The 19,342-nt window shown below is 44.8% G+C and carries 16 protein-coding genes; 9 read left to right on the top strand and 7 right to left on the bottom strand.

Annotated elements, in window-relative coordinates; all coding sequences use genetic code 11:
• Positions 1-60 precede the first annotated feature (60 nt).
• Both gyrB and B9A32_RS21705 read left to right on the top strand, forming a co-directional pair.
• Positions 61-2,484, top strand: a complete 2,424-nt coding sequence (gene gyrB / locus B9A32_RS11160; RefSeq protein ID WP_456297763.1) for a DNA topoisomerase (ATP-hydrolyzing) subunit B — start codon at positions 61-63, stop codon at positions 2,482-2,484.
• A gap of 75 nt (positions 2,485-2,559) precedes the next feature.
• Complete coding sequence (locus B9A32_RS21705) at positions 2,560-2,736, top strand: hypothetical protein (RefSeq protein ID WP_212637900.1); 177 nt, start codon at positions 2,560-2,562, stop codon at positions 2,734-2,736.
• Between the two features lie 180 nt (positions 2,737-2,916).
• On the opposite strand, the gene B9A32_RS11155 is transcribed toward B9A32_RS21705, so the two are convergent.
• The 3 genes from B9A32_RS11155 to B9A32_RS21700 all read right to left on the bottom strand — a co-directional run bounded on the left by B9A32_RS11155 (position 2,917) and on the right by B9A32_RS21700 (position 5,203).
• Positions 2,917-3,489: a 1-acyl-sn-glycerol-3-phosphate acyltransferase gene (locus B9A32_RS11155; RefSeq protein ID WP_084069437.1), complete on the bottom strand. Its 573-nt coding sequence runs from the start codon at positions 3,487-3,489 to the stop codon at positions 2,917-2,919.
• 75 nt (positions 3,490-3,564) lie between these two features.
• Complete coding sequence (locus B9A32_RS11150; RefSeq protein ID WP_084069435.1) at positions 3,565-4,779, bottom strand: aminotransferase class I/II-fold pyridoxal phosphate-dependent enzyme; 1,215 nt, start codon at positions 4,777-4,779, stop codon at positions 3,565-3,567.
• 271 nt (positions 4,780-5,050) lie between these two features.
• Positions 5,051-5,203 carry a hypothetical protein gene (locus tag B9A32_RS21700; RefSeq protein ID WP_212637899.1) on the bottom strand — a complete coding sequence of 51 codons (153 nt, stop codon included), beginning with the start codon at positions 5,201-5,203 and terminating at the stop codon, positions 5,051-5,053.
• A gap of 24 nt (positions 5,204-5,227) precedes the next feature.
• Between B9A32_RS21700 and B9A32_RS11145 the strand changes: the two genes are divergently transcribed.
• The 4 genes from B9A32_RS11145 (at position 5,228) to B9A32_RS11130 (ending at position 9,475) form a co-directional block, all read left to right on the top strand.
• Positions 5,228-5,842 carry a precorrin-8X methylmutase gene (locus tag B9A32_RS11145; RefSeq protein ID WP_084069433.1) on the top strand — a complete coding sequence of 205 codons (615 nt, stop codon included), beginning with the start codon at positions 5,228-5,230 and terminating at the stop codon, positions 5,840-5,842.
• 8 nt (positions 5,843-5,850) lie between these two features.
• Entirely contained in the window at positions 5,851-7,296 is a 1,446-nt protein-coding gene (locus tag B9A32_RS11140) for a cobyrinic acid a,c-diamide synthase CobB (RefSeq protein ID WP_084069432.1), read from the top strand.
• A complete protein-coding gene (gene cbiD / locus B9A32_RS11135; RefSeq protein WP_084069430.1) occupies positions 7,293-8,489 on the top strand; it encodes a cobalt-precorrin-5B (C(1))-methyltransferase CbiD in 1,197 nt (398 codons plus the stop codon). The genes B9A32_RS11140 and cbiD overlap by 4 nt, the downstream gene beginning before the upstream one ends.
• A 329-nt stretch (positions 8,490-8,818) precedes the next feature.
• On the top strand, positions 8,819-9,475 hold the full coding sequence (locus B9A32_RS11130; protein WP_084069427.1) for an endonuclease III domain-containing protein: 657 nt from the start codon (positions 8,819-8,821) through the stop codon (positions 9,473-9,475).
• 1 nt (position 9,476) lies between these two features.
• Here the strand turns inward: B9A32_RS11130 and pncB are convergent, their stop codons facing one another.
• Positions 9,477-10,646: a nicotinate phosphoribosyltransferase gene (pncB, locus tag B9A32_RS11125; RefSeq protein WP_084069426.1), complete on the bottom strand. Its 1,170-nt coding sequence runs from the start codon at positions 10,644-10,646 to the stop codon at positions 9,477-9,479.
• Between the two features lie 973 nt (positions 10,647-11,619).
• On the opposite strand from pncB, the gene B9A32_RS11120 reads away from it, so the two are divergent.
• The 3 genes from B9A32_RS11120 to B9A32_RS11110 all read left to right on the top strand — a co-directional run bounded on the left by B9A32_RS11120 (position 11,620) and on the right by B9A32_RS11110 (position 16,022).
• Positions 11,620-12,126: a shikimate kinase gene (locus B9A32_RS11120; protein ID WP_084069425.1), complete on the top strand. Its 507-nt coding sequence runs from the start codon at positions 11,620-11,622 to the stop codon at positions 12,124-12,126.
• A 92-nt stretch (positions 12,127-12,218) separates the two neighbouring features.
• Positions 12,219-15,023 (top strand): DUF1638 domain-containing protein, encoded by a 2,805-nt coding sequence (locus B9A32_RS11115; protein WP_170923796.1) that lies wholly within the window; start codon positions 12,219-12,221, stop codon positions 15,021-15,023.
• Between the two features lie 117 nt (positions 15,024-15,140).
• The gene (locus B9A32_RS11110; RefSeq protein ID WP_084069421.1) at positions 15,141-16,022 is read left to right on the top strand and encodes an SdiA-regulated/phytase-like domain-containing protein; all 882 of its coding nucleotides are present in this window, start codon (positions 15,141-15,143) and stop codon (positions 16,020-16,022) included.
• Between the two features lie 153 nt (positions 16,023-16,175).
• On the opposite strand, the gene B9A32_RS11105 is transcribed toward B9A32_RS11110, so the two are convergent.
• The 3 genes from B9A32_RS11105 to B9A32_RS11095 all read right to left on the bottom strand — a co-directional run bounded on the left by B9A32_RS11105 (position 16,176) and on the right by B9A32_RS11095 (position 19,009).
• Positions 16,176-16,943 carry a DnaJ domain-containing protein gene (locus B9A32_RS11105; protein ID WP_084069419.1) on the bottom strand — a complete coding sequence of 256 codons (768 nt, stop codon included), beginning with the start codon at positions 16,941-16,943 and terminating at the stop codon, positions 16,176-16,178.
• Between the two features lie 165 nt (positions 16,944-17,108).
• Positions 17,109-17,585 (bottom strand): CBS domain-containing protein, encoded by a 477-nt coding sequence (locus B9A32_RS11100; RefSeq protein WP_084069417.1) that lies wholly within the window; start codon positions 17,583-17,585, stop codon positions 17,109-17,111.
• Between the two features lie 164 nt (positions 17,586-17,749).
• Positions 17,750-19,009 (bottom strand): peptidoglycan DD-metalloendopeptidase family protein, encoded by a 1,260-nt coding sequence (locus tag B9A32_RS11095; RefSeq protein ID WP_212637898.1) that lies wholly within the window; start codon positions 19,007-19,009, stop codon positions 17,750-17,752.
• Between the last annotated feature and the right edge of the window lie 333 nt (positions 19,010-19,342).

Below are 19,342 nucleotides of genomic sequence, written 5' to 3'. Positions count from 1 at the left end.
AACCAACCAACGTAAAAACCAACTCCGATAAATGGGATGATCATGGAAAATAATGAAATAATGCAAGATTATGGTGCCGATAATATAAAGATTCTTGAAGGGCTTGAAGCGGTTCGCAAAAGACCCTCCATGTACATTGGCAATGTGGGAAAGGAAGGATTACATCACCTGGTGTATGAGGTGGTGGACAACAGTATTGATGAGGCCATGGCAGGCCATTGTGACACCGTTACCGTGCGTATTCATCCGGACATGCGGGTCAGTGTGGAGGACAATGGTCGCGGCATTCCCGTTGGCATGCATGAACAGGAGCATATTCCGGCAGCAGAAGTGGTTATGACAAAACTCCATGCCGGAGGAAAATTTGATAAAGACTCATATAAAGTTTCCGGTGGGCTCCACGGAGTGGGTATTTCCGTTGTCAATGCATTGTCAGAAAAACTTGAAATGGAAGTATACAAAGACGGAGATGTCTATTTTCAAGAGTACTCAAGGGGAATCAAACAATGCGAACTTTCCGTTATTGGAAAAACAGATAAAAGGGGAACCAAAATCACCTTTTTTCCTGATTTTTCCGTGATGAACGAAAATGAATTCCAATATGAAAAACTCTCGCGCAGACTCCGGGAACTTGCTTTTTTAAATAAAGGCATTCGCATTATCATTGAAGATGAACGCTCAGCAGATAAAGATGATTTCTGCTATGAGGGCGGGCTTGTCTCCTTTGTTGAGTATTTAAACAGAAACAATACCCCCTTACACCCCCCCATCCACATTGAAGGGGAAAAAAATGATGTCCAGGTGGATGTATCCATCCAATACAATGAGACCTTTAAAGAAAAGATTTACTCCTTTGCCAATAATATCAATACCATTGAAGGAGGATTCCATCTTTCCGGATTCAAAGGTGCCCTGACCCGGACCATGAACAACTATGCCACATCTGCAAATCTGCCAAAAAACATGAAAAATATCAAAATCGGCGGAGATGATGTACGGGAGGGATTAACCTCAGTTATCAGCGTGAAAATAATGGACCCTCAATTTGAAGGGCAGACAAAAACAAAGCTTGGTAACAGTGATGTTAAAGGCATTGTGGAATCCCTGGTCAATGAAAAACTGGCCATTTTCCTTGAAGAAAATCCAGGGGTCGCCAAAAAGATTCTCATGAAGGCGGTGGATGCCTCCAGGGCAAGGGATGCGGCCAAAAGGGCCCGGGAGCTTGCCAGAAAAAAGGGAACGCTTCTGGACTCCACCCTGCCGGGCAAATTGGCTGAATGCCAGTTTGCCGATCCCAAAGAACGGGAGCTTTTTCTGGTGGAGGGTGACTCTGCCGGCGGCAGCGCCAAACAGGGCCGGGATCGTCGATTCCAGGCAATTTTACCTTTAAAGGGTAAAATTTTAAATGTAGAAAAAGCACGCTTTGATAAAATTTTGAGGAGTGAAGAAATTAAAAATGTCTTCACGGTTCTTGGTACAGGTGCGGGAAAGGAAGAATATGACATTGAAAAGCTCCGGTACCATAAAGTGGTTATCATGACCGATGCCGACGTTGACGGCTCCCACATCAGAACCCTTTTACTCACTTTTTTCTACCGACAAATGCCTGAACTTGTCACCAACGGTTATCTTTATATTGCTCAACCACCCCTGTTCCGGGTGGGCAAGGGTAAAAGCGGTATATATCTCAAAGATGAACCGGAGTACAGAGATTATCTTGTAAAACGAATTTGTGGCAACAAAGATGCTTACATCAATGGGCAGGACTTTCCCCTGGCCGAGGATATTCTCTATGATTTTTTAAGAAAGCTGGCTGAATATCACAGCGCTGTGGAACGTCTGGAAAGAAGAGAATTTGATATTGATCTTTTAAAGATTCTCATAAAAGAAGGGGTCAGTGATAAATTTTTCCTGGAAAACAGAGAAAAAATGAATCGTTTAAAAGAAATATTGGAAAGCTTTGAATACAATACCGGAGAAATTGAATTCAGTGAAGCCTTTAATATCTATGAAATGGATATCACCGGTAAAAAAAGCAATGGAGAAGAAGATTACACCCAGAATATTTCAAAATTTACCCCCATCAGGGTGGGTAAAAATTTAATTTCCACCATTGATTATAAAATAATGTTAAAACAGCAGGCAAGCATAACTGAGTTTGATGCACCTCCCTTTAAAGTTTTCACCAAGGGCTCCACAGAAAATGGAAAAGAATTTTCCGACAAACTTCAATTTTTCATTCACATGATGTCCGAGGCCAAAAAGGGAATCAATATACAAAGATACAAAGGTCTTGGGGAAATGAATCCTGATCAGTTATGGGAAACCACCATGGACCCGGAACAGCGGGTAATGCTCCAGGTCTCTGTGGATGATGCTGAAAAGGCAGATGAAATTTTTTCTTTGCTCATGGGAGAAGAGGTGGAACCCCGCCGTAATTTTATCCAGACCAATGCCCTGGAGGTTTCTTCACTGGACTATTAGCACCTGCACAATTTCACAATTTAATTGAATGCCAAGGGGATTCTGGAATATTAATTCTGGAATCCCTTTTTTTATATGAAATACTCCGCAAATCAGGGGTGTATTTCAAGCTTTGTTGTGGGCAGGCCGAGGCCGGAATACGGTCTGCCCGTGGCAGTTTATATGAAACACCCCGTAAACCCGGGGAATATTTCTACCTTTGTTGTGGGCGGAACGAGGTCAGAATACGGTCCGCCCGTGGCGGTTATATGAAAAGACAGCCTCCAAGCCAACCTCAGCAGAGCCGCCCCCCCCCGGTGGGTAATAGGAACCGGACAATTTAGCTGTCTACAGTTCCGGTCCGGGCCCCCATCGGGGGGGGGGCGGCGGCATAATACTATTTGACTCCGCGTCTACGACCCTATATTTGTTGTGTTCCACAGGACATGTGGGTTATTTTACTTTTGAATATTGATCCATGTTTCCCAGGGGAATGGCATAACCGCGGGACTGATAAATCTCTTTTATTTTTAAAAGATCTGTTTCCAAATTTTCCCCGGGCATGATTTTCCCCAACCAGCGGGTTCTTTTACATGAATTATCAAGGAGCCAGCAAATGATGGGGACATTGGCTGTCTTTGCAATACTCCAGAAACCCGTGCGAATGCGACAGGTATTTTTCCGGGTACCTTCAGGTACCAGAGCAAGGATAAATTCATCCCGGGTGTTAAATTCTTTGGCAATCTGCCCCACAAATCCCCGGGGTTTATCCCGATTGACGGGTATGGCCCCTAAACGCCTGAGCAATACAGACATGGGCCAGAAAAACCAATCGGATTTCACCAACAGCTTTGCATTGATCTGTCCAATCTGCATATAGGTCAGCGCCCTTACCGTATCCATATTGGATGTGTGGGGAAAACCGATGACCACGGATTTTTTCACCCAGTAATCAGGGAGATCATCATAGGTCCATCCCATGAAACGATAAAGGGATTTACCACAAAAACTCAAAAATGAACCCATAATATTATCATCCTTTTTTTGTTGCGGCAGAACCGGATCAAAATACGCTCTGCCCGTGGTGGTTGTATTGTTATCTTATTCGTATTGATTCATGTCAATTTCCTGCATGGCTTTTCTCATCTGGCGGATGGCCTGGCGCAGTCTTTCTTCATTTTCCACCAGGGCCAGTCGAAGATATCCTTCGCCCTCTTCACTGAATCCGATGCCGGGGGCCACAGCCACATTGGCACGGTTCATCATTTCCACGGCAAACTGCATGGAACCCATTTTTATGTAGGGTTCGGGGATTTTCACCCAGGCAAACATACCGGCACCCGGTTTCTTTATATCCCACCCCATACGCTCCAAACCATTGCAAAGGGTATCCCTTCTACCCTGATACAGGGCCACCTGTTCAGGAATGGTGTCATCGCAGTCCCGCAGGGCTATAATACCGGCAATCTGGATGGCGGAAAAAATGCCGTAATCAAAATAGCCTTTAATATTGCTTAATCCTTTGATAATTTCGGCATTTCCCACACAATACCCCAGGCGCCATCCAGCCATATTATAGGATTTGGAAAAAGAGCCGAACTCCACCCCCACATCCTTTGCACCCGGAACTTCCAGAAAACTTGGGGCTTTGTATCCGTCAAAGGTTATCTGGGAATAGGCAAAATCATGAACAACCATGAATTTAAACCGCTTGGCCAGGGCCACGATTTCTTTAAACAGATCCAGATCCCCCAAAGTGGCCGTGGGATTGTGGGGATAGTTGAGCATCACCACTTTGGGGCCGGGATAAAAGGATTCACAAATATTGACAATGCGTTTAATAAAGGAGTCGGCAGGGGAAAGGGGCACCCGGACCACATTGGCCCCGGCAATTACTGCAGCATAGATATGAACGGGAAATGCAGGGGCCGGTACCACCACGGAATCCCCCGGTCCCAAAAGCGTCAAACAAAGATGGGAAAGTCCTTCTTTGGAACCAATGGTGGTAAGGGTTTCCGTGTCAGCAGAAAGATCAATATCATAGTGGCGTTTATAATAAAGTGATATTTCCCGTTTCAGATTTTTCATACCGGAAGAGGCCGTGGGATATCTATGGGTTTTGGGGTCCTGGGCCACTTCTATGAGTTTTTCAATGACATTGTCCGGTGTGGGGTCCACAGGATTTCCCATGCCAAGATCAATGACGTCGTCTCCCTGGCGCCTTTTTTCCATTTTCATGCTGTTGATCATACCAAAGAGATAGGGGGGCAACTGCTCCATTCGACTGGCAAATCGTATAATCTTATCTTTTCCCATGGGAATTCTCCTGTAAATTCAGATAAATAAAATATTGAAGCAAATTCATTAGCACACCCTTATTCACTTTTCAATGTATTAGTTTATAACCGCCACGGGCGGACCGTATTCTGATTCGGTTCCGCCCACGAAACACTCCCCGGGATTGCGGAGTATTTCATATAAACCTGTCAGTCAGAAATTCAGCTCAGAGGTTATTGCCGGATAAGAATCCGGCAGAACAAATAATTCTGTCACGGATGACATTGTTTTTCAAGGATGACTTTATTCTTTATCGGTTCATGAAAAAATGATAATCTTTTGCGGTTTTGACGACGGAAATATACCATGAACAATATATAACCGCCGCCGGCTGGTTCCACTCTGACCTTGACCCGGTCACAACAAAGTTTGAAATACACCCCCGGTTTGCGGAGTATTTCATATAAAAAATTTACAGGAGATAATAGTGAAACCCCAGGAAATAGAAGATCTAAGTTTTAAAATAATTGACAAGGAAGCCGGTGATCACGGATTTGATGATGCACACTGGCAGGTGGTCAGAAGAATGATACACACCTCTGCTGATTTTGAATACATCAAAAGTGTCAGATTTTATGAAAATGCCCTCTCCTCAGGTGTTAAGGCCATTCAGCGGGGCTGCTCTATTTTTACAGATACCAACATGGCCCGGGTGGGTATCAGAAAAGGAGAAATTTCAAGCTTTGGCGGTGAAGTTAAATGCATGATCACCGATAAAGATGTGGCAGAAAAAGCCAGAACCACAGGAGTGACCCGTGCCCTGGCTGCGGTGGACAAGGCATCCGGGGAAATGGACGGCGGCATTTATGTGGTGGGCAATGCCCCCACCGCCCTTTTGCGTCTCATTGAATTGATCCGGGAAAATAAAATCAAACCGGCCCTGATTGTGGGATTTCCTGTGGGGTTTGTCAATGCGGCAGAATCCAAAGACGAACTGATGACCCTGGATTTTCCTTATATTTCCAATAAAGGACGAAAAGGCGGGTCCAATGTGGCCGCCAGTATTATAAATGCCATGGCCATCATGGCTGCAAAACAATAGGATCAACCATGAAAGGATTTGTCATTGCAGGAACCGGCAGCGGCAGTGGAAAAACAACAGCGTCCCTTGGCATCATGGCCTGGCTGGCAAAAATGGGATACCGGGTGGCCCCCTTTAAAGTGGGGCCGGATTTCATTGATCCCGGGCATCACACCGCCTTGACCGGTACCCCGAGCAGAAACCTTGATTCCTGGATGCTCACCCAAGAGGTGAATCAAAATATTTTTGCCCGGGGCTGCAAAGATAAAGATGTGGCAGTGGTGGAAGGCGTCATGGGACTTTTTGACGGCTACAGCGGTGTTTCCGAAGCCGGTTCCACGGCCCAGATGGCCAAATGGCTGGGCCTTCCCGTGCTGCTGCTGGTGGATGCCAGAAGCATGGCCCGAAGTGCTGCGGCCATTGTCAAGGGATTTGAAGAATTTGACCCGGATATTAAGTTTGCCGGGGTTATCTTCAGTAAAACCGGCAGTGACCGTCACTATGAATATCTTAAAGAAGCAGTGGAAGATAAATGCCGGATGAAATGTCTGGGCCATTTGCCCCGCAATGAAAATCTGGTGATGCCCGAACGCCACCTGGGGTTGGTGACCTCTGATGAACATCTTGTTTCATCCACCATGGTAAATACCCTGGTTTCCATGATCAACGACCATACAGATCTAAAAAAAATGGTCACCACGCTTCCGGAAATAAAAACAGAAATAGAAACCAAGTTGCCCGATTTTGATAAAGGCAATACGACCCCGGCGTTCTCCCCTGCCCTGTGTGAAAAAAAAGAAAATAAAATAAGAATTGCTGTTGCCAGGGATAAGGCGTTTTGTTTTTATTATCCGGAAAATCTGGAATTTCTGGAATCAGCCGGTGCTGAGCCGGTGTTTTTTTCCCCCATGAAAGATAAATATTTACCCGGAAATATCCATGGTATTTATCTGGGAGGAGGATATCCGGAACTGTTTGCCGAGACCTTGTCAAAAAATATTGCCATGAAACAGCAGATAAAAGAAAAAAGCGATCAAGGCATGCCCGTTTATGGGGAATGTGGCGGGTTCATGTATCTTTGTTCCCACATCATCGGCATGGACGGGGCAACCCAATATCCCATGACGGGATGCTTTCCCTTTACTGCGGTCATGTCAAAAAAAATGCGCTCCCTCGGCTATAGAGAAATTTTACTTGAACAGGATTGTCTTGTGGGAAAGAAAGGGGATATATTAAGGGGGCATGAGTTCCATTATTCATCTCTGGAAGATGATACCCTTGGATACGACGGCATGCAACGCATTTACAAGGCATCTGCCCGGGCAGGAAGAAACGTCTCCCTGGAGGGTTATTGCAGGAGCAACACCCTGGGAAGTTACATGCATATCCATTTTGGCAGCCACCCGGGGGCGGCCCGGACCTTTGTGATATCATGTCACAATTTTCGCAAAACAGGGAAAGACACAGCACAATGACACAAAAGAAAAAATTAAAAAAGGGGGTTACCACGGGGGCCTGTGCCGCAGCAGCCACCAAAGCGGCCCTGCACCATCTGTTGTTCAAAGAAACTTTGAACCCTGTCAACATTCAAAGTCTTACCCATGATCCCATTTCCGTGGCTGTTCATGGTATGGAGGTGCTGGGGAACAATGAGGTCTCCTGTGTGGTGATCAAAGATGCCGGAGATGATCCCGATGTAACCCATAAAGCTCATATTGGTGCCCGGGTACAGTGGTGCACCAATACCCGGGAAACAACGGCCCCCATGTCGTATAAGGATATTTCCATTGAAATTCGTGGTGGAAAAGGGGTGGGGACGGTGACCAAGCCGGGGCTTGAGGTGTTACCGGGCAACCCTGCCATTAATTCCGGTCCGGTTAAAATGATCCACCAGGCAGTGAACCGGGTGATGACACTTTTTGAAGAAAGATGTTGTACCCATGGCAATGGCGCAGCAGATGAGGCCGGAAAAAAAGAAGCCTTTGGACATGAAACCCCATTGCCGGAAAAAATTATTGTGGAGGTGTTTGTTCCAGAGGGAGAAAAACTGGCAGAAAAAACCCTCAATTCCAGATTGGGAATCATGGGTGGTATTTCCATTCTGGGCACCACAGGGATTGTAAAGCCCATGTCCCATGATGCCTATATTGCCACCATAAATTCGGGTATTTCCGTGGCAGAAGCCATGGGCGACGACACCCTTGTTTTTACCACGGGCAGACGCAGTGAACGCTTTGCCATGGATCTATTTCCCCATCTGCGGGATGAGGCATTTATCCAGACGGGTGATTTTTTTAAGGCCTCGCTGGATGCAGCCTCGGGATCATTAAACATACGACGGGTGATTATCACTGTTTTTTTTGGCAAGGCCGTGAAAATGGCCATGGGATTTCCCCACACCCATGCGGCAAAATCGGAACTGACCATGAAAAAACTGGCCCTATGGGCAAAGGAGATCACCGGCAATGATGATCTGTCCCGGAAAATTGCCCATGCCAACACTGCCCGCCATGCCTTTACCTATATCCATCCCGATTTTCCGGAATTAATATCCCATGTGGGAAAAATGATCATTAAATCTGCTGAAAAATTTTCTCAAAAGAAACTGACAATAGATGCGGTGATTTTTGATTTTGAGGGAAATCGGGTTTTTGATTCAATGTCATAGCAAAAGATGCGGCCCGGAACCGTAGGCCGCTCAACTGGCCGGATCCCATTGCCCCCCCCGGGGGGCTCTGCGGTGTTAAACTTGGAGGCTACCTTTTCATATAACCCACATGGCTGTAATCTTCAGCCACAACGAATATAGGGTCGTAGACGCGGAGCCAAATGGTATTATGCCGCCGCCCCCCCGATGGGCAATGGGCCCGGACCGGAACTGTAGACAGCTCAATTGTCCGGTTCCTATTGCCCATCGGGGGCGCGGCTCTGCTGAGGGTAGTTGAACACTATCTTTTCATATAAAAAAAACCGAAAACGGCATGATGGAGTCATAAAATGGCAATAAACATTTCCAGTTTCATTGAGACACTCAAAAAAGAGGTCCGCCACTATACCGTACCGGTGGTGGATCTCATTGCCGTTCAGACCAAAGATCCTTTTAAAATACTGGTGGCCACCATTCTATCGGCCCGCACCAAGGATGAAACAACGGCCAAAGCTGCCCAAAGATTATTTGAAGCAGCTCCTGACAAAAAACACCTTGCAGCATTGTCCAGGGATGAAATTCAAAAACGAATTTACCCCGTGGGGTTTTATAAATCCAAAGCAGTTTATCTGGAAAAACTTCCCGGTTCTCTGGAAAAATTTGGTGGAAAAATACCTGAAACCATTGATGAGCTGATCACCCTGCCCGGGGTGGGACGGAAAACAGCCAACCTGGTTATGAGTGCAGCCTTTGATAAAGATGCCATTTGTGTGGATACCCATGTGCACCGCATGATGAATATCTGGGGCTATGTTAAAACAAAAACCCCCCTGGAAACAGAAATGGCCCTTCGAAAAAAATTACCCAGACGTCATTGGAAAGAGGTCAATTCCGTTCTTGTTGCCTTTGGCCAGGGAACCTGCAGGCCTGTCTCCCCCCACTGTGATCAATGTGTCCTCCAGACACAATGCCCCCAAAAAGGGGTAAAACCAAGAAAACAAAAATAATTTAAATCCCCCTTTGCAGCACATTGATGCAATGATCCAGCTCTTCCCGGTCTCCGGTGTGTTTTGCAATATTATCGGATAATTTAATGGCTTTGTGCCATGCCTTGTCCGGTGCGGTTCTGCATTTGGCCAGTTTAATGACAATATTTAAAGGCGTTACCCCCACATCATTGGTAAGATTGGTGCCGATACCGTAGGAATCGTTGATTCTGCCCCTGCATTTTTCATGTATATGAACAGCCTTTGTGATATCCAGTCCATCTGAAAATACAATTGTTTTGGTGCTGGGATCTATGTGAAGTTTTTCATAATGACGGATCACCTTTTCAATGTATTCAAAGGGGTCCCCTGAATCATGCCGGACACCGTCAAAAAGTTTGGCATGCATGGTATCAAAGGTGGATAAAAAGACATCCGTGGTAAAGGTATCTGTGAGTGCAATGCCAAGATCACCATGGAACGCCGCCGTCCAGGCATCCACCCCGGTGGGATTGGCCATTCGATAACCGTTTAAAACAGCATGGAACATAAACCATTCATGGGCCAGGGTGCCAATGGGTTTAATGTTGAAATGCCGGGCCAAAAACACATTACTGGTTCCAATAAGGGTATTTCCTTTAACCCCCAGAATATCTTTAATCAGCCCCTTATGGGCCAGGGAGGAAAAACGCCGCCGGGTACCGAAATCAGCAAATTTAATGCCGTTATCACTTAATACCCGGGCTTTATTAAGATTAATTGCAGTCTGTTTTTCATGGGAAAGGGGTTCGGCATTTGTCATAACAAAGTACAGTTCACTGATGATGGCCATCAATGGTACTTCCCATAAAATGGTTCGATACCATGGACCTTTTATGGTGAGATTGAGCTTTCCCCCGTTTTGCTGCAGGGTGACCTCTTTGGGGTCAAAGGTATAATGTTCCAGAAAATCAAGGTACACCGGGGTCATGAAGTAGCATGTGTCAATAAGAAAATTTTTCTCTTCCAGACTCAGTTTGAACGTTGCCATACGATCTACTTCACATTGTAATTTTTCAGCAAATCCATCGGGAAAAGGGGTGTCTGAACGATTGATAAAAATATATTCCACATCCACCCGGGGATATAGCATATGCACGGCCTGTTGCATGGTGAATTTGTACAGATCGTTGTCAAGAATACTCTGAATCATTTATTTTACATTCCCTTATTCGTACACATTCGGGTTGGTAATGTAAATATTTGGCCAATGTCCCATATTCACTTAATTGGGACTTCGTAGGGTAGCATACTATTGCTATGTGAGCAGGCCCCAATAATCAAACTGGGGTGCCGGCCGAATATTTACCCTTTATTATCACAATGGTTTTCCGTAGAAGCCTGTTTAAAAATCAGGGAATCGAAGTGTCATCTCATGTGAGAGAGAACCAATTTTTTCAAATTTTCTGTTAATAGGCGGACTATTGATCGAAATTTTGGGAAATTGGGCCCCTTCCCATGGGATTGCAACCGATAACAGGCTCTAAGTATGGGATAATCTATATAACAATTACACCTTTTTTTCAATTTTTAAGTCAATGGCTCGCTCTTCCCGGACGACTTCAGGGGCACCGGATTATTTTTTTTATTTTTGCATCCCATCCCAATATTTACCCTTTCATCACAACCATGTTTTTTCTGGCCAGGAGAAGGCGCTTATTTATCAACTCAACTTTCGGGCTTCATTTCAAAGCCGGCATTGTTAAATGTACCGATGGGCTCAGTGTGCCGACGGGGTCAGGCTTTTGTTATTGATGTTATCGACCAAGGCCTTTGTCAACGAAAAAAACCTCGATAATGTCAATAACGAAAGCCTGACCCCACCACGAAATGCGAACACCGAAAGTTGAGTTATCAATATCCGCCTCCACACCAACACTAAAATCGAACAAATTGTAATTTTTTAAAAGAAAAAAATATTAAAACTTAATTTTTTTATTAATAATTAGCAAAATACATTAAAATACTATATTGTTTTAATCTTTATAAATTTTCAACAAAGACCTTATTTACATCATTATAACCGCCACGGGCGGACCGCATTCTGACCTCGCTCCGCCCACAACAAAAACTTGAAATACACCCCTGATTTACTGAGTATTTCATATAAAAATCAAGGAATAAAAATGAAATCCAATATCACACTGATCGGTATGCCCGGGGCCGGGAAAAGTACCGTGGGTATTATTCTGGCCAAAAATATGACCTTTGGCTACATTGACACAGATATATTGATCCAGATTAACCAGCAAAAATCCCTGCAGCAGATCATTGATGAAAGTGATCACTGGAATTTAAGACATATTGAAGAAAAAGAAATTTTAAAATTAAATATTCAAAAGCAAGTCATTGCCACAGGCGGCAGCGTTCCGTATAGTCAAAAGGCAATGGCCCTGCTCCATGACATTTCACAAATAGTATTTTTAAAGGTCAGCATTGAGGAACTCAAGCGGAGAATACATAATTATGAAACCCGGGGTATTGCAAAAGCGCCCGGCCAGACTTTTATGGAACTTTTTGAAGAGCGCCAGAAACTCTATGAAAAATATGCTGAAATCACCATTGAATGTGATGCCTTGAACCAGGATGAAATAGCTGAAAGCATTCAGAAAAAATTAAATTTAAATCAATAAAAAACTTGACGGGTAAAAGAAGCGTCGTTATACAACTTCGTTAAACGTTTTTATTCATGGGTGGCCATGAAATATCTGTCAAGGAGAGTCATATGCAAGATAAAAAAATAATTCACTTCATTGGGTGCGGCGTATTGGCGCCGGACATAAGGCACATTGTTCAGGAACAAGGCCTTAACGTAAAAATGAATTTTCTCCCCGGCGGATTACACAGTTCGCCCGATGAGCTTCGCCAACGACTGCAGGAGGCCATTGAAAAATCTGCTGCAGATCCCCTGTGCAGTCGCATCGTTGTGGGATATGGACTTTGTGGCAAAGGCACCATCGGCATCCGTGCCCCCCGGGTTCCCCTGGTCTTTGCCAGGGTACATGACTGCATTGCTCTTTTCATGGGCAGTGACGAAGCATACAGGCGTGAATTTGAAAAATACCCGGGGACTTTCTATATTTCTGCCGGATGGTATCAGGAAAAGGAAATCCCCAAAGAAAAAGAGCCTGAAAAAATATGGGTGGGCACCCAATCCATGGGATGTCAAGATCTAAAAGACCAATACGGTGAAAAGGGCGGGGGCAAAATCATTGATTTTTTCAGCTCCTGGCATCACAATTACCAGCGGGCGGCATTTATTGACACCGGTATCGGCACAAAGGAAAAAAGTGCAGAACATGCCCGAAAAATGGCAAAAAAATATAATTGGAAGTATGAACGGATTTCCGGGGATATATCATTAATGACCCGGTTGCTCACCCAGGAAACGTCTGACACTGAAATTGTCATCATTCCTCCGGGACATGTCACCATTTATTCCGCCCTGGCCAATGGTCTTGATTCTGCACCGGACAGTGACAGTGCCGTTCCCGGACGTGGAGAGCCGCGTCACCTGGTGTATGATGATGAAGACAATGCCGGACTTTCCATTCATTACGGCCTGGGTATAGATGCCGGAGGAACCTACACCGATGCCTCTGTATACAACTTTGATGATAAAAAAATAATTGATAAAAACAAGGCATTGACCACAAAATGGGATTTTTCCATCGGTATTGATGAGGTGCTGGCCGGTATTGATGCCCATGTGCTTTCCAGGGTGGAGCTGGTGTCGGTGTCCACCACCCTTGCCACCAATGCCATTGTGGAAGGGGAAGGGCAAAAAACAGGGCTGATTCTCATGGTCAATGGCGGCCATGTGGCAGATGAACTCATTTCCCATACCCCAAGATGTAACGTAAAAGGACAGATCAACATCAGCGGTGGTGAAGTTGAGCCTGTGGATGAAAATGAAATCCGGGATGCCGTTCGTCATATGGTGGAAAAAGACGGGGTCACCGCCTTTGCTGTGTCAGGGTTTGCCGGTGCTGTGAATCCTGCCCATGAGCTTGTGGTGAAACGCATTATTCATGAAGAAACAGGCATGGTGGCCTGTTGTGGTCATGAGCTTTCTGACCTGCTTAATTTTGTGGTCCGGGCCCAGACAGCAGTGCTCAATGCCCGCATTATTCCCCGGATGATTAAATTTTTCCGGGAATTGGGGGATGTATTAAAAAAACGAGGCATCCATGCTCCGGTGATGGTGGTGAAGGGCGACGGGACTTTGATGTCTGCGGCCATGGCCGAAGAACGCCCTGTGGAAACTGTGTTGTCAGGGCCTGCGGCCAGTGTGGCCGGTGCCAAACTTCTCACCGGCCTGGAAGAAGCCATGGTGGTGGATATGGGCGGCACCACCACAGATACGGCAGATATCTGTGAAGGGCTTGTGGATGTGTGCGAAAGCGGTGCCAATGTGGGAGGCTTTGTCACCCATGTAAAAGCTCTGGATATGCGCACAGTGGGACTGGGGGGGGACAGCCTCATTCGATGGAATCGGGATGAATTTGCCATTGGTCCCCGCCGGGTGGGTCCCATTGTGTGGGCAAATGCGGCGCATCCCCAGGGGGTTAAACGTGCCTTGCAGTACATGGAAAGCCATCAACTTTCCATGATTTCCCAGACCCTTCTTGTGGCCATGGAAGGTGAGTTTTCCTTTAATCCCACACCCAATGAACAAAAAGTTTATGATCTGCTCAGGAAACGTCCCCATACCCCGGAAGAACTTTTGCCCCATCTTAATATGCTGGCAGTGCAATTTCTTCCCCTGGAACGTCTTGAAGAAAGCGGTTTGGTACAGCGATGCGGACTGACCCCCACAGATCTTTTGCATGTCACAGGCGAATTTACCAAATGGGATGCCGATCCAGCCCATTTCATGGTGGGCATCATGTCTATTTTTTCAAAGCAATCTAAAAAAGATTTGATAGCTACCCTATTAAATCAGATGGAAATAGATCTTGCCCTTGAGTTGTTGAAAAAACAGATGGCCCGGGATTTTGCCATGGATGAAATGGAAAATACGCCGGTATTTCAACAATTAATGAAACAAATTGTAAACCCGGAAAACAGTCGCTATGCCATCACTGCCCAATTTAATCATCCGGTCATCGGCATTGGTGCACCGGTGCACTATTTTCTACCCCAGGCTGGAAAACGTCTCAATGCCCGGGTGATTATCCCGGAGGATGCAGATGTTGCCAACGCTGTGGGCGCCATCACCAGTCACATTATGATAAAAAGAAAAATATCTATAAAAACAAATAGTTTTGGTCGGTTTGTTGTGGAAGGGGTACCGGGAAATCAACAGTTTAAAAGCATTGGTCAGGCTGAAGCCTGGGCTGTTGAATATCTTAAAGATCATGTCCGGGAGCTTGCACGCTGTGCCGGTACCAGTCGTAAAACCGTTGCCATGGACATTGAAGACAAAGTGGTCAACAGTGGGGGCGGTATTCCCCTTTTTCTGGGCAGAACCATTGTGGCCACCCTTTCGGGCAGTCCGGATATGGTGCTTCGGGCCGTTAATGATTAATTTTCACGATTTAGGAGGCACGTCATCTTCCTGAAATCCTTTTATTGGATTCTCTTTCTTATTTGCATAATTTCCCCGGCAGGTGCCGGGAAAAATCATCTGTCTTCCCCCAAAGCCGTGTTTGGTGAAGCAGAGTTTGTGGGAAATATTGCCAATAAGAATATTGATGAAGCATCGGGCATGGCAATATCCCACCGCCGAAACAATCTGTTATGGGTGCTCAATGACAGTGGCAATGATGCCGTTATTTATGCCTTGTCAAACAAAGGAGAAGAAAGGGGAAAGGTCGCCCTGACCGGTGTCAAAAACATTGACTGGGAAGATATGGCCTCCTTTAAATGGAAAAACACACCGTATTTATTAATAGCAGACACCGGAGATAACAAAGGCAAACGAAAAAACAGAACACTTTATATCATTGAAGAGCCCGTGGTCACGCCCAATGGTATTTTCCCAAAAACAGCCCGGGTACGGTGGCAAATTAAATTTCAGTATGAAGACGGCCCCCGGGATTGTGAAGCTGTTACCGTGGATATATCATCAGAACAATGCCTTGTTTTGAGCAAACGGGATAATCCACCGCAACTTTATACACTACCGCTGTTTCCTCCACCGGGGCAAGGCATTGTAACGGCAAAGAAAATAGCCCGGGTATCCACCATCCCCCAGCCGGATGCAGATGATATGATCCAGCCCTATGGCCAAAATAGGTCCCAGCCCACAGCACTGGAAATAACACAGGATGGTGAATATCTCATAATTTTAACTTATAAACACGCCTATCTCTATTCAAAAAAAAACCACCGGACATGGATGTCGTGTCTGGCGGATAATCCTGATATAATCCACCTTCCCCCGGTGGGTTTTGGTTTACTTCTTCAACGGGAAGCCATGTGCCTGAGTCTGGATGAACGATGGCTCTATATTACCTCGGAAAAGCTTCCGGCACCGTTATATCGCCTGGAAATGATGTTAGAACCATCCTCCCCTTCTGGATGATAGATTCAAAAAAGGGGGCTTGATCATAACGTGGACCGTTTTGTCATAAAACCTTAGCGATAAAAACCAATGTCTGTAATTACAACATGTTGCGATTAATAAAATTTAATTTCACGTATCGCGGCCCAACTTATGGTCAACCTCCAAAGAAGATTATCTGAACAAAAACTTTTTTACCTTTGAGATTAAATTGTTGTTGATGGAAACGGTGAGATAAAGATCTCCCTTTTCTCCGGAAACAGGGTCTTCCTTACCCAGGCCCTTTAACCTTATTTTACGGCCTTCCTGGATATTTTCAGGAACTTTTACAATGAGCTTTCTGTCCTGCGCCTTATGATAATAGGCATAGGGTCCCCCTTTTTCTGCATGGGATTGAGACAGGGCAATGGTGTCATAACAATTAAGACTTTTATCCAGATCAGGTGCTTTTAAGGCCTGGGAGAACACATTTTTTAAAAGCGTTTTACCAACACCCTGGAGGATATTTCTGCCGGAACCGCGTGGATGATTCCCACGGTTATGGCCAAAAGTACCAAACATGAAAAATCCCCCGCCGTGGGTTGAACCGGATTTAAATATTTCGTTAAATCCCCGAATACCAAAATTATCTGCAATTTCCTGAAATATCTTCTCAATATCAGATTCCTGCAAAATATCATTGTAATTATTATTTTGCCGAAACTGACCAGTGGCTCCATCCCCGAATTGTTTGCAGAGTTGATCATAATGCGCTCTTTTTTCGGGATTTGAGAGCACGGCATAGGCTTCATTTAACCGGGCCATTTTATCTGCGGCACTTTCATCGTCCGGGTTTCTATCCGGATGAAATCGAATGGCCAATTTTTTATAAGCCTGCTTTATCTGTGTGGAATCTGCCTGCCTGGAAATATTTAATGTTTTGTAATAATCGAGTGTTGTCATAATATTTTATTCTTTTCTCTGGTGCTCTGGCCCATATCATTAAACGGATCATGGCAGGCATTGAAAAACCAGATTTTTTCAGTCCACTGTTTTCAACAAATAAACAGGCAAAAAAAGGCTGCCGGGGTTGATAAACAGTAAATAAAATCCAGCTCTCTGATTTTATCACGTGCCCTGGGCGAACAGGCTGCAATAGATATCTGCCACATACACCACGCCAATGGGAAGATTTTTTTCCAGCACCGGCAGGCGATGATAGTTATTTTTAATCATGCGATCCAGTATCACGATGACATCATCGTCCGGGGAGGCACCCGTGACGTTATCACTCATGATTTGCCCCACTTTTTTAGCCTTAAGGTCATTAATTAATTTTGATATCTGGGGATCGTTCCACACCAGTTCATCACCATTGATACCATAATAATTAAGAAAAGACGGCCTTAGATGATAAAGGATATCAAACATGGTGATGATACCGGCCAGGTGGTTGTATTCATCAATGACCATGAGGCTTGTGGTTTTATGTCCGGTGTCCCTCACCCGCCCATGGGTGATTTTTTCAATGGCCTGCGCAATGGAGGCATCTTTATGAATCATATCAAACGACTTTACCATGATATCCTTTGCCTTAAGTGTCATAATGAACTCCTTTTCTTGAATGGTGGAGATGAAAAAGCAATACAAAAAAATACCGTGAATTCAACCCACGATTTTTTTTATTCATATATTGCTTTATTTTCACGTAGTGACTGGGGCATGGTAAATAAAAAACATATTAAAATCAAGGAAGATTCATTGATTTTTTACCTCTTTTCGCCCTTTGATGTGACATCCAGTGTTTTTGTTCCATGATTCAGGGAAAGACGCGGAGTATCCTCCCATTGCTGCTTTATACCTGCCACCTGCTTCAGAAAAATTTCTTTATGGGGATTTGCCAGGGATTTACCGCTGGGCAGGTTCATTTTTGTATAATCCACATACTTTCCGTTCTTTTTAAACCGCAGATCCAGATGGGGACCGGTGGCATAACCGGTGCTACCCACATATCCGATGATCTGGCCTTTTTCAACCTTTTGATTTTTTCTAATACGGACATGGAATTTTGATAAATGCATGTATTCACTCACCCCCACACCGGCATGATTAATTTTAATATAATTACCGGCACCTTTACTGTATCCCTTAAAAATAACGATGCCGTCCCCCACACTTCTCACAGGTGTGCCCCGGGGAGCAGCATAATCAATGCCGGGGTGGGGCATGTACTTTTGTTTAATGGGATGAAGTCGTCTTTTACTGAATTTTGAACTGATCCGGCTGTATTTTAAGGGGGATTTTAAAAATGATTTTTCCAGGCTGTTTCCCTGTTCATCATAATAATTGATTCTGTCGTTGACTTCGTAACCAAAGGCCTGGAAAATTTTATTGCAACAGGTAAGGCGGGCCGCTTTTATCCTTCCGGTGGCCACACATTTATTGGAAACAAATTTTTCTTCAAAGGTGATCATAAATTCATCGCCCTTGTGCAGATGACGAAAATCCATGGTGCTGGCGAAAATATCCCCCAGGGCATAAAGTAATTCTTGACTCATTCCGGAATCCCTTGCTGCATTCCACAAACTACTTGTAATGGTCCCAGAAAGGGTTCTGGTTTTTATCTCTACCTGTTTTTTTCCTTTATATACCTGAATGGGATTACCAAAATCAAAGACCACATAGTTTATGGCACTTTGATTATATATGAAATATTTCACCCGTCCCTCTTCTTCCGGGGAAGAAATCAAGCTATAGGTGTTACCGGCTTTAATGCGTCGAACGTCAAAAACAGGCTTTGATGTTTTGGCGGCCTGGAAAATGGCGGCGTTGGAAATGCCATGGGGGTTTAGCAAATGGGCAAGGGTTTGACCGGACTGAACCACCCCGGTTTTAAAACTTAAGCCCTCCATGGAAATGCCGCAATATTGTTTCTTCCGGGGCGGCGTGGATGCAAGGCTCGTTAATGGTTGTGAGCCATTATCCGGCACATCCGTTGATTGAAGCGAGGTCTGTTTTTCAACAGACAACTCTGTCTTTTGAGGGGCCATACCGGTCAGTGAAACAAAAATAAGTGCTGATAGGAATAAGAAAAAAAGCCGGTGGAATAAATTCAAAGAAACCTCTTTTTATAAAAGATTTTATCAGTGTATTGTAATAATGACATGATCCACAATGGATAATTGCAAATCACCACAAATTCAGGGAACATACAATTAAAAGACGTTTGCTTCAATGATTATCTTTCATATCTACCTTACATTAAGGAAAAAGAGAGATAAAAACAGAACCAGCAATGATGTTTCACTGTGTAACTGCCACGGGCGAACTGTATTCTCATCCGATTTTGCCCACAACGAAGC

It is taken from the genome of Desulfocicer vacuolatum DSM 3385 (assembly GCF_900176365.1).
Lineage (GTDB): Bacteria > Desulfobacterota > Desulfobacteria > Desulfobacterales > Desulfobacteraceae > Desulfocicer > Desulfocicer vacuolatum.
This window is presented reverse-complemented; position numbering and strand designations above follow the sequence as displayed.

Excerpts from the sequence above, each read along its gene's own strand:
- gyrB (WP_456297763.1), top strand. The coding sequence starts at position 61 with ATGCAAGATTATGGTGCCGATAATATAAAGATTCTTGAAGGGCTTGAA.
- B9A32_RS21705 (WP_212637900.1), top strand. The coding sequence starts at position 2,560 with ATGAAATACTCCGCAAATCAGGGGTGTATTTCAAGCTTTGTTGTGGGC.
- B9A32_RS11155 (WP_084069437.1), bottom strand. The coding sequence starts at position 3,489 with ATGGGTTCATTTTTGAGTTTTTGTGGTAAATCCCTTTATCGTTTCATG.
- B9A32_RS11150 (WP_084069435.1), bottom strand. The coding sequence starts at position 4,779 with ATGGGAAAAGATAAGATTATACGATTTGCCAGTCGAATGGAGCAGTTG.
- B9A32_RS21700 (WP_212637899.1), bottom strand. The coding sequence starts at position 5,203 with ATGAAATACTCCGCAAACCGGGGGTGTATTTCAAACTTTGTTGTGACC.
- B9A32_RS11140 (WP_084069432.1), top strand. The coding sequence starts at position 5,851 with ATGAAAGGATTTGTCATTGCAGGAACCGGCAGCGGCAGTGGAAAAACA.
- cbiD (WP_084069430.1), top strand. The coding sequence starts at position 7,293 with ATGACACAAAAGAAAAAATTAAAAAAGGGGGTTACCACGGGGGCCTGT.
- B9A32_RS11130 (WP_084069427.1), top strand. The coding sequence starts at position 8,819 with ATGGCAATAAACATTTCCAGTTTCATTGAGACACTCAAAAAAGAGGTC.
- pncB (WP_084069426.1), bottom strand. The coding sequence starts at position 10,646 with ATGATTCAGAGTATTCTTGACAACGATCTGTACAAATTCACCATGCAA.
- B9A32_RS11120 (WP_084069425.1), top strand. The coding sequence starts at position 11,620 with ATGAAATCCAATATCACACTGATCGGTATGCCCGGGGCCGGGAAAAGT.
- B9A32_RS11115 (WP_170923796.1), top strand. The coding sequence starts at position 12,219 with ATGCAAGATAAAAAAATAATTCACTTCATTGGGTGCGGCGTATTGGCG.
- B9A32_RS11105 (WP_084069419.1), bottom strand. The coding sequence starts at position 16,943 with ATGACAACACTCGATTATTACAAAACATTAAATATTTCCAGGCAGGCA.
- B9A32_RS11100 (WP_084069417.1), bottom strand. The coding sequence starts at position 17,585 with ATGACACTTAAGGCAAAGGATATCATGGTAAAGTCGTTTGATATGATT.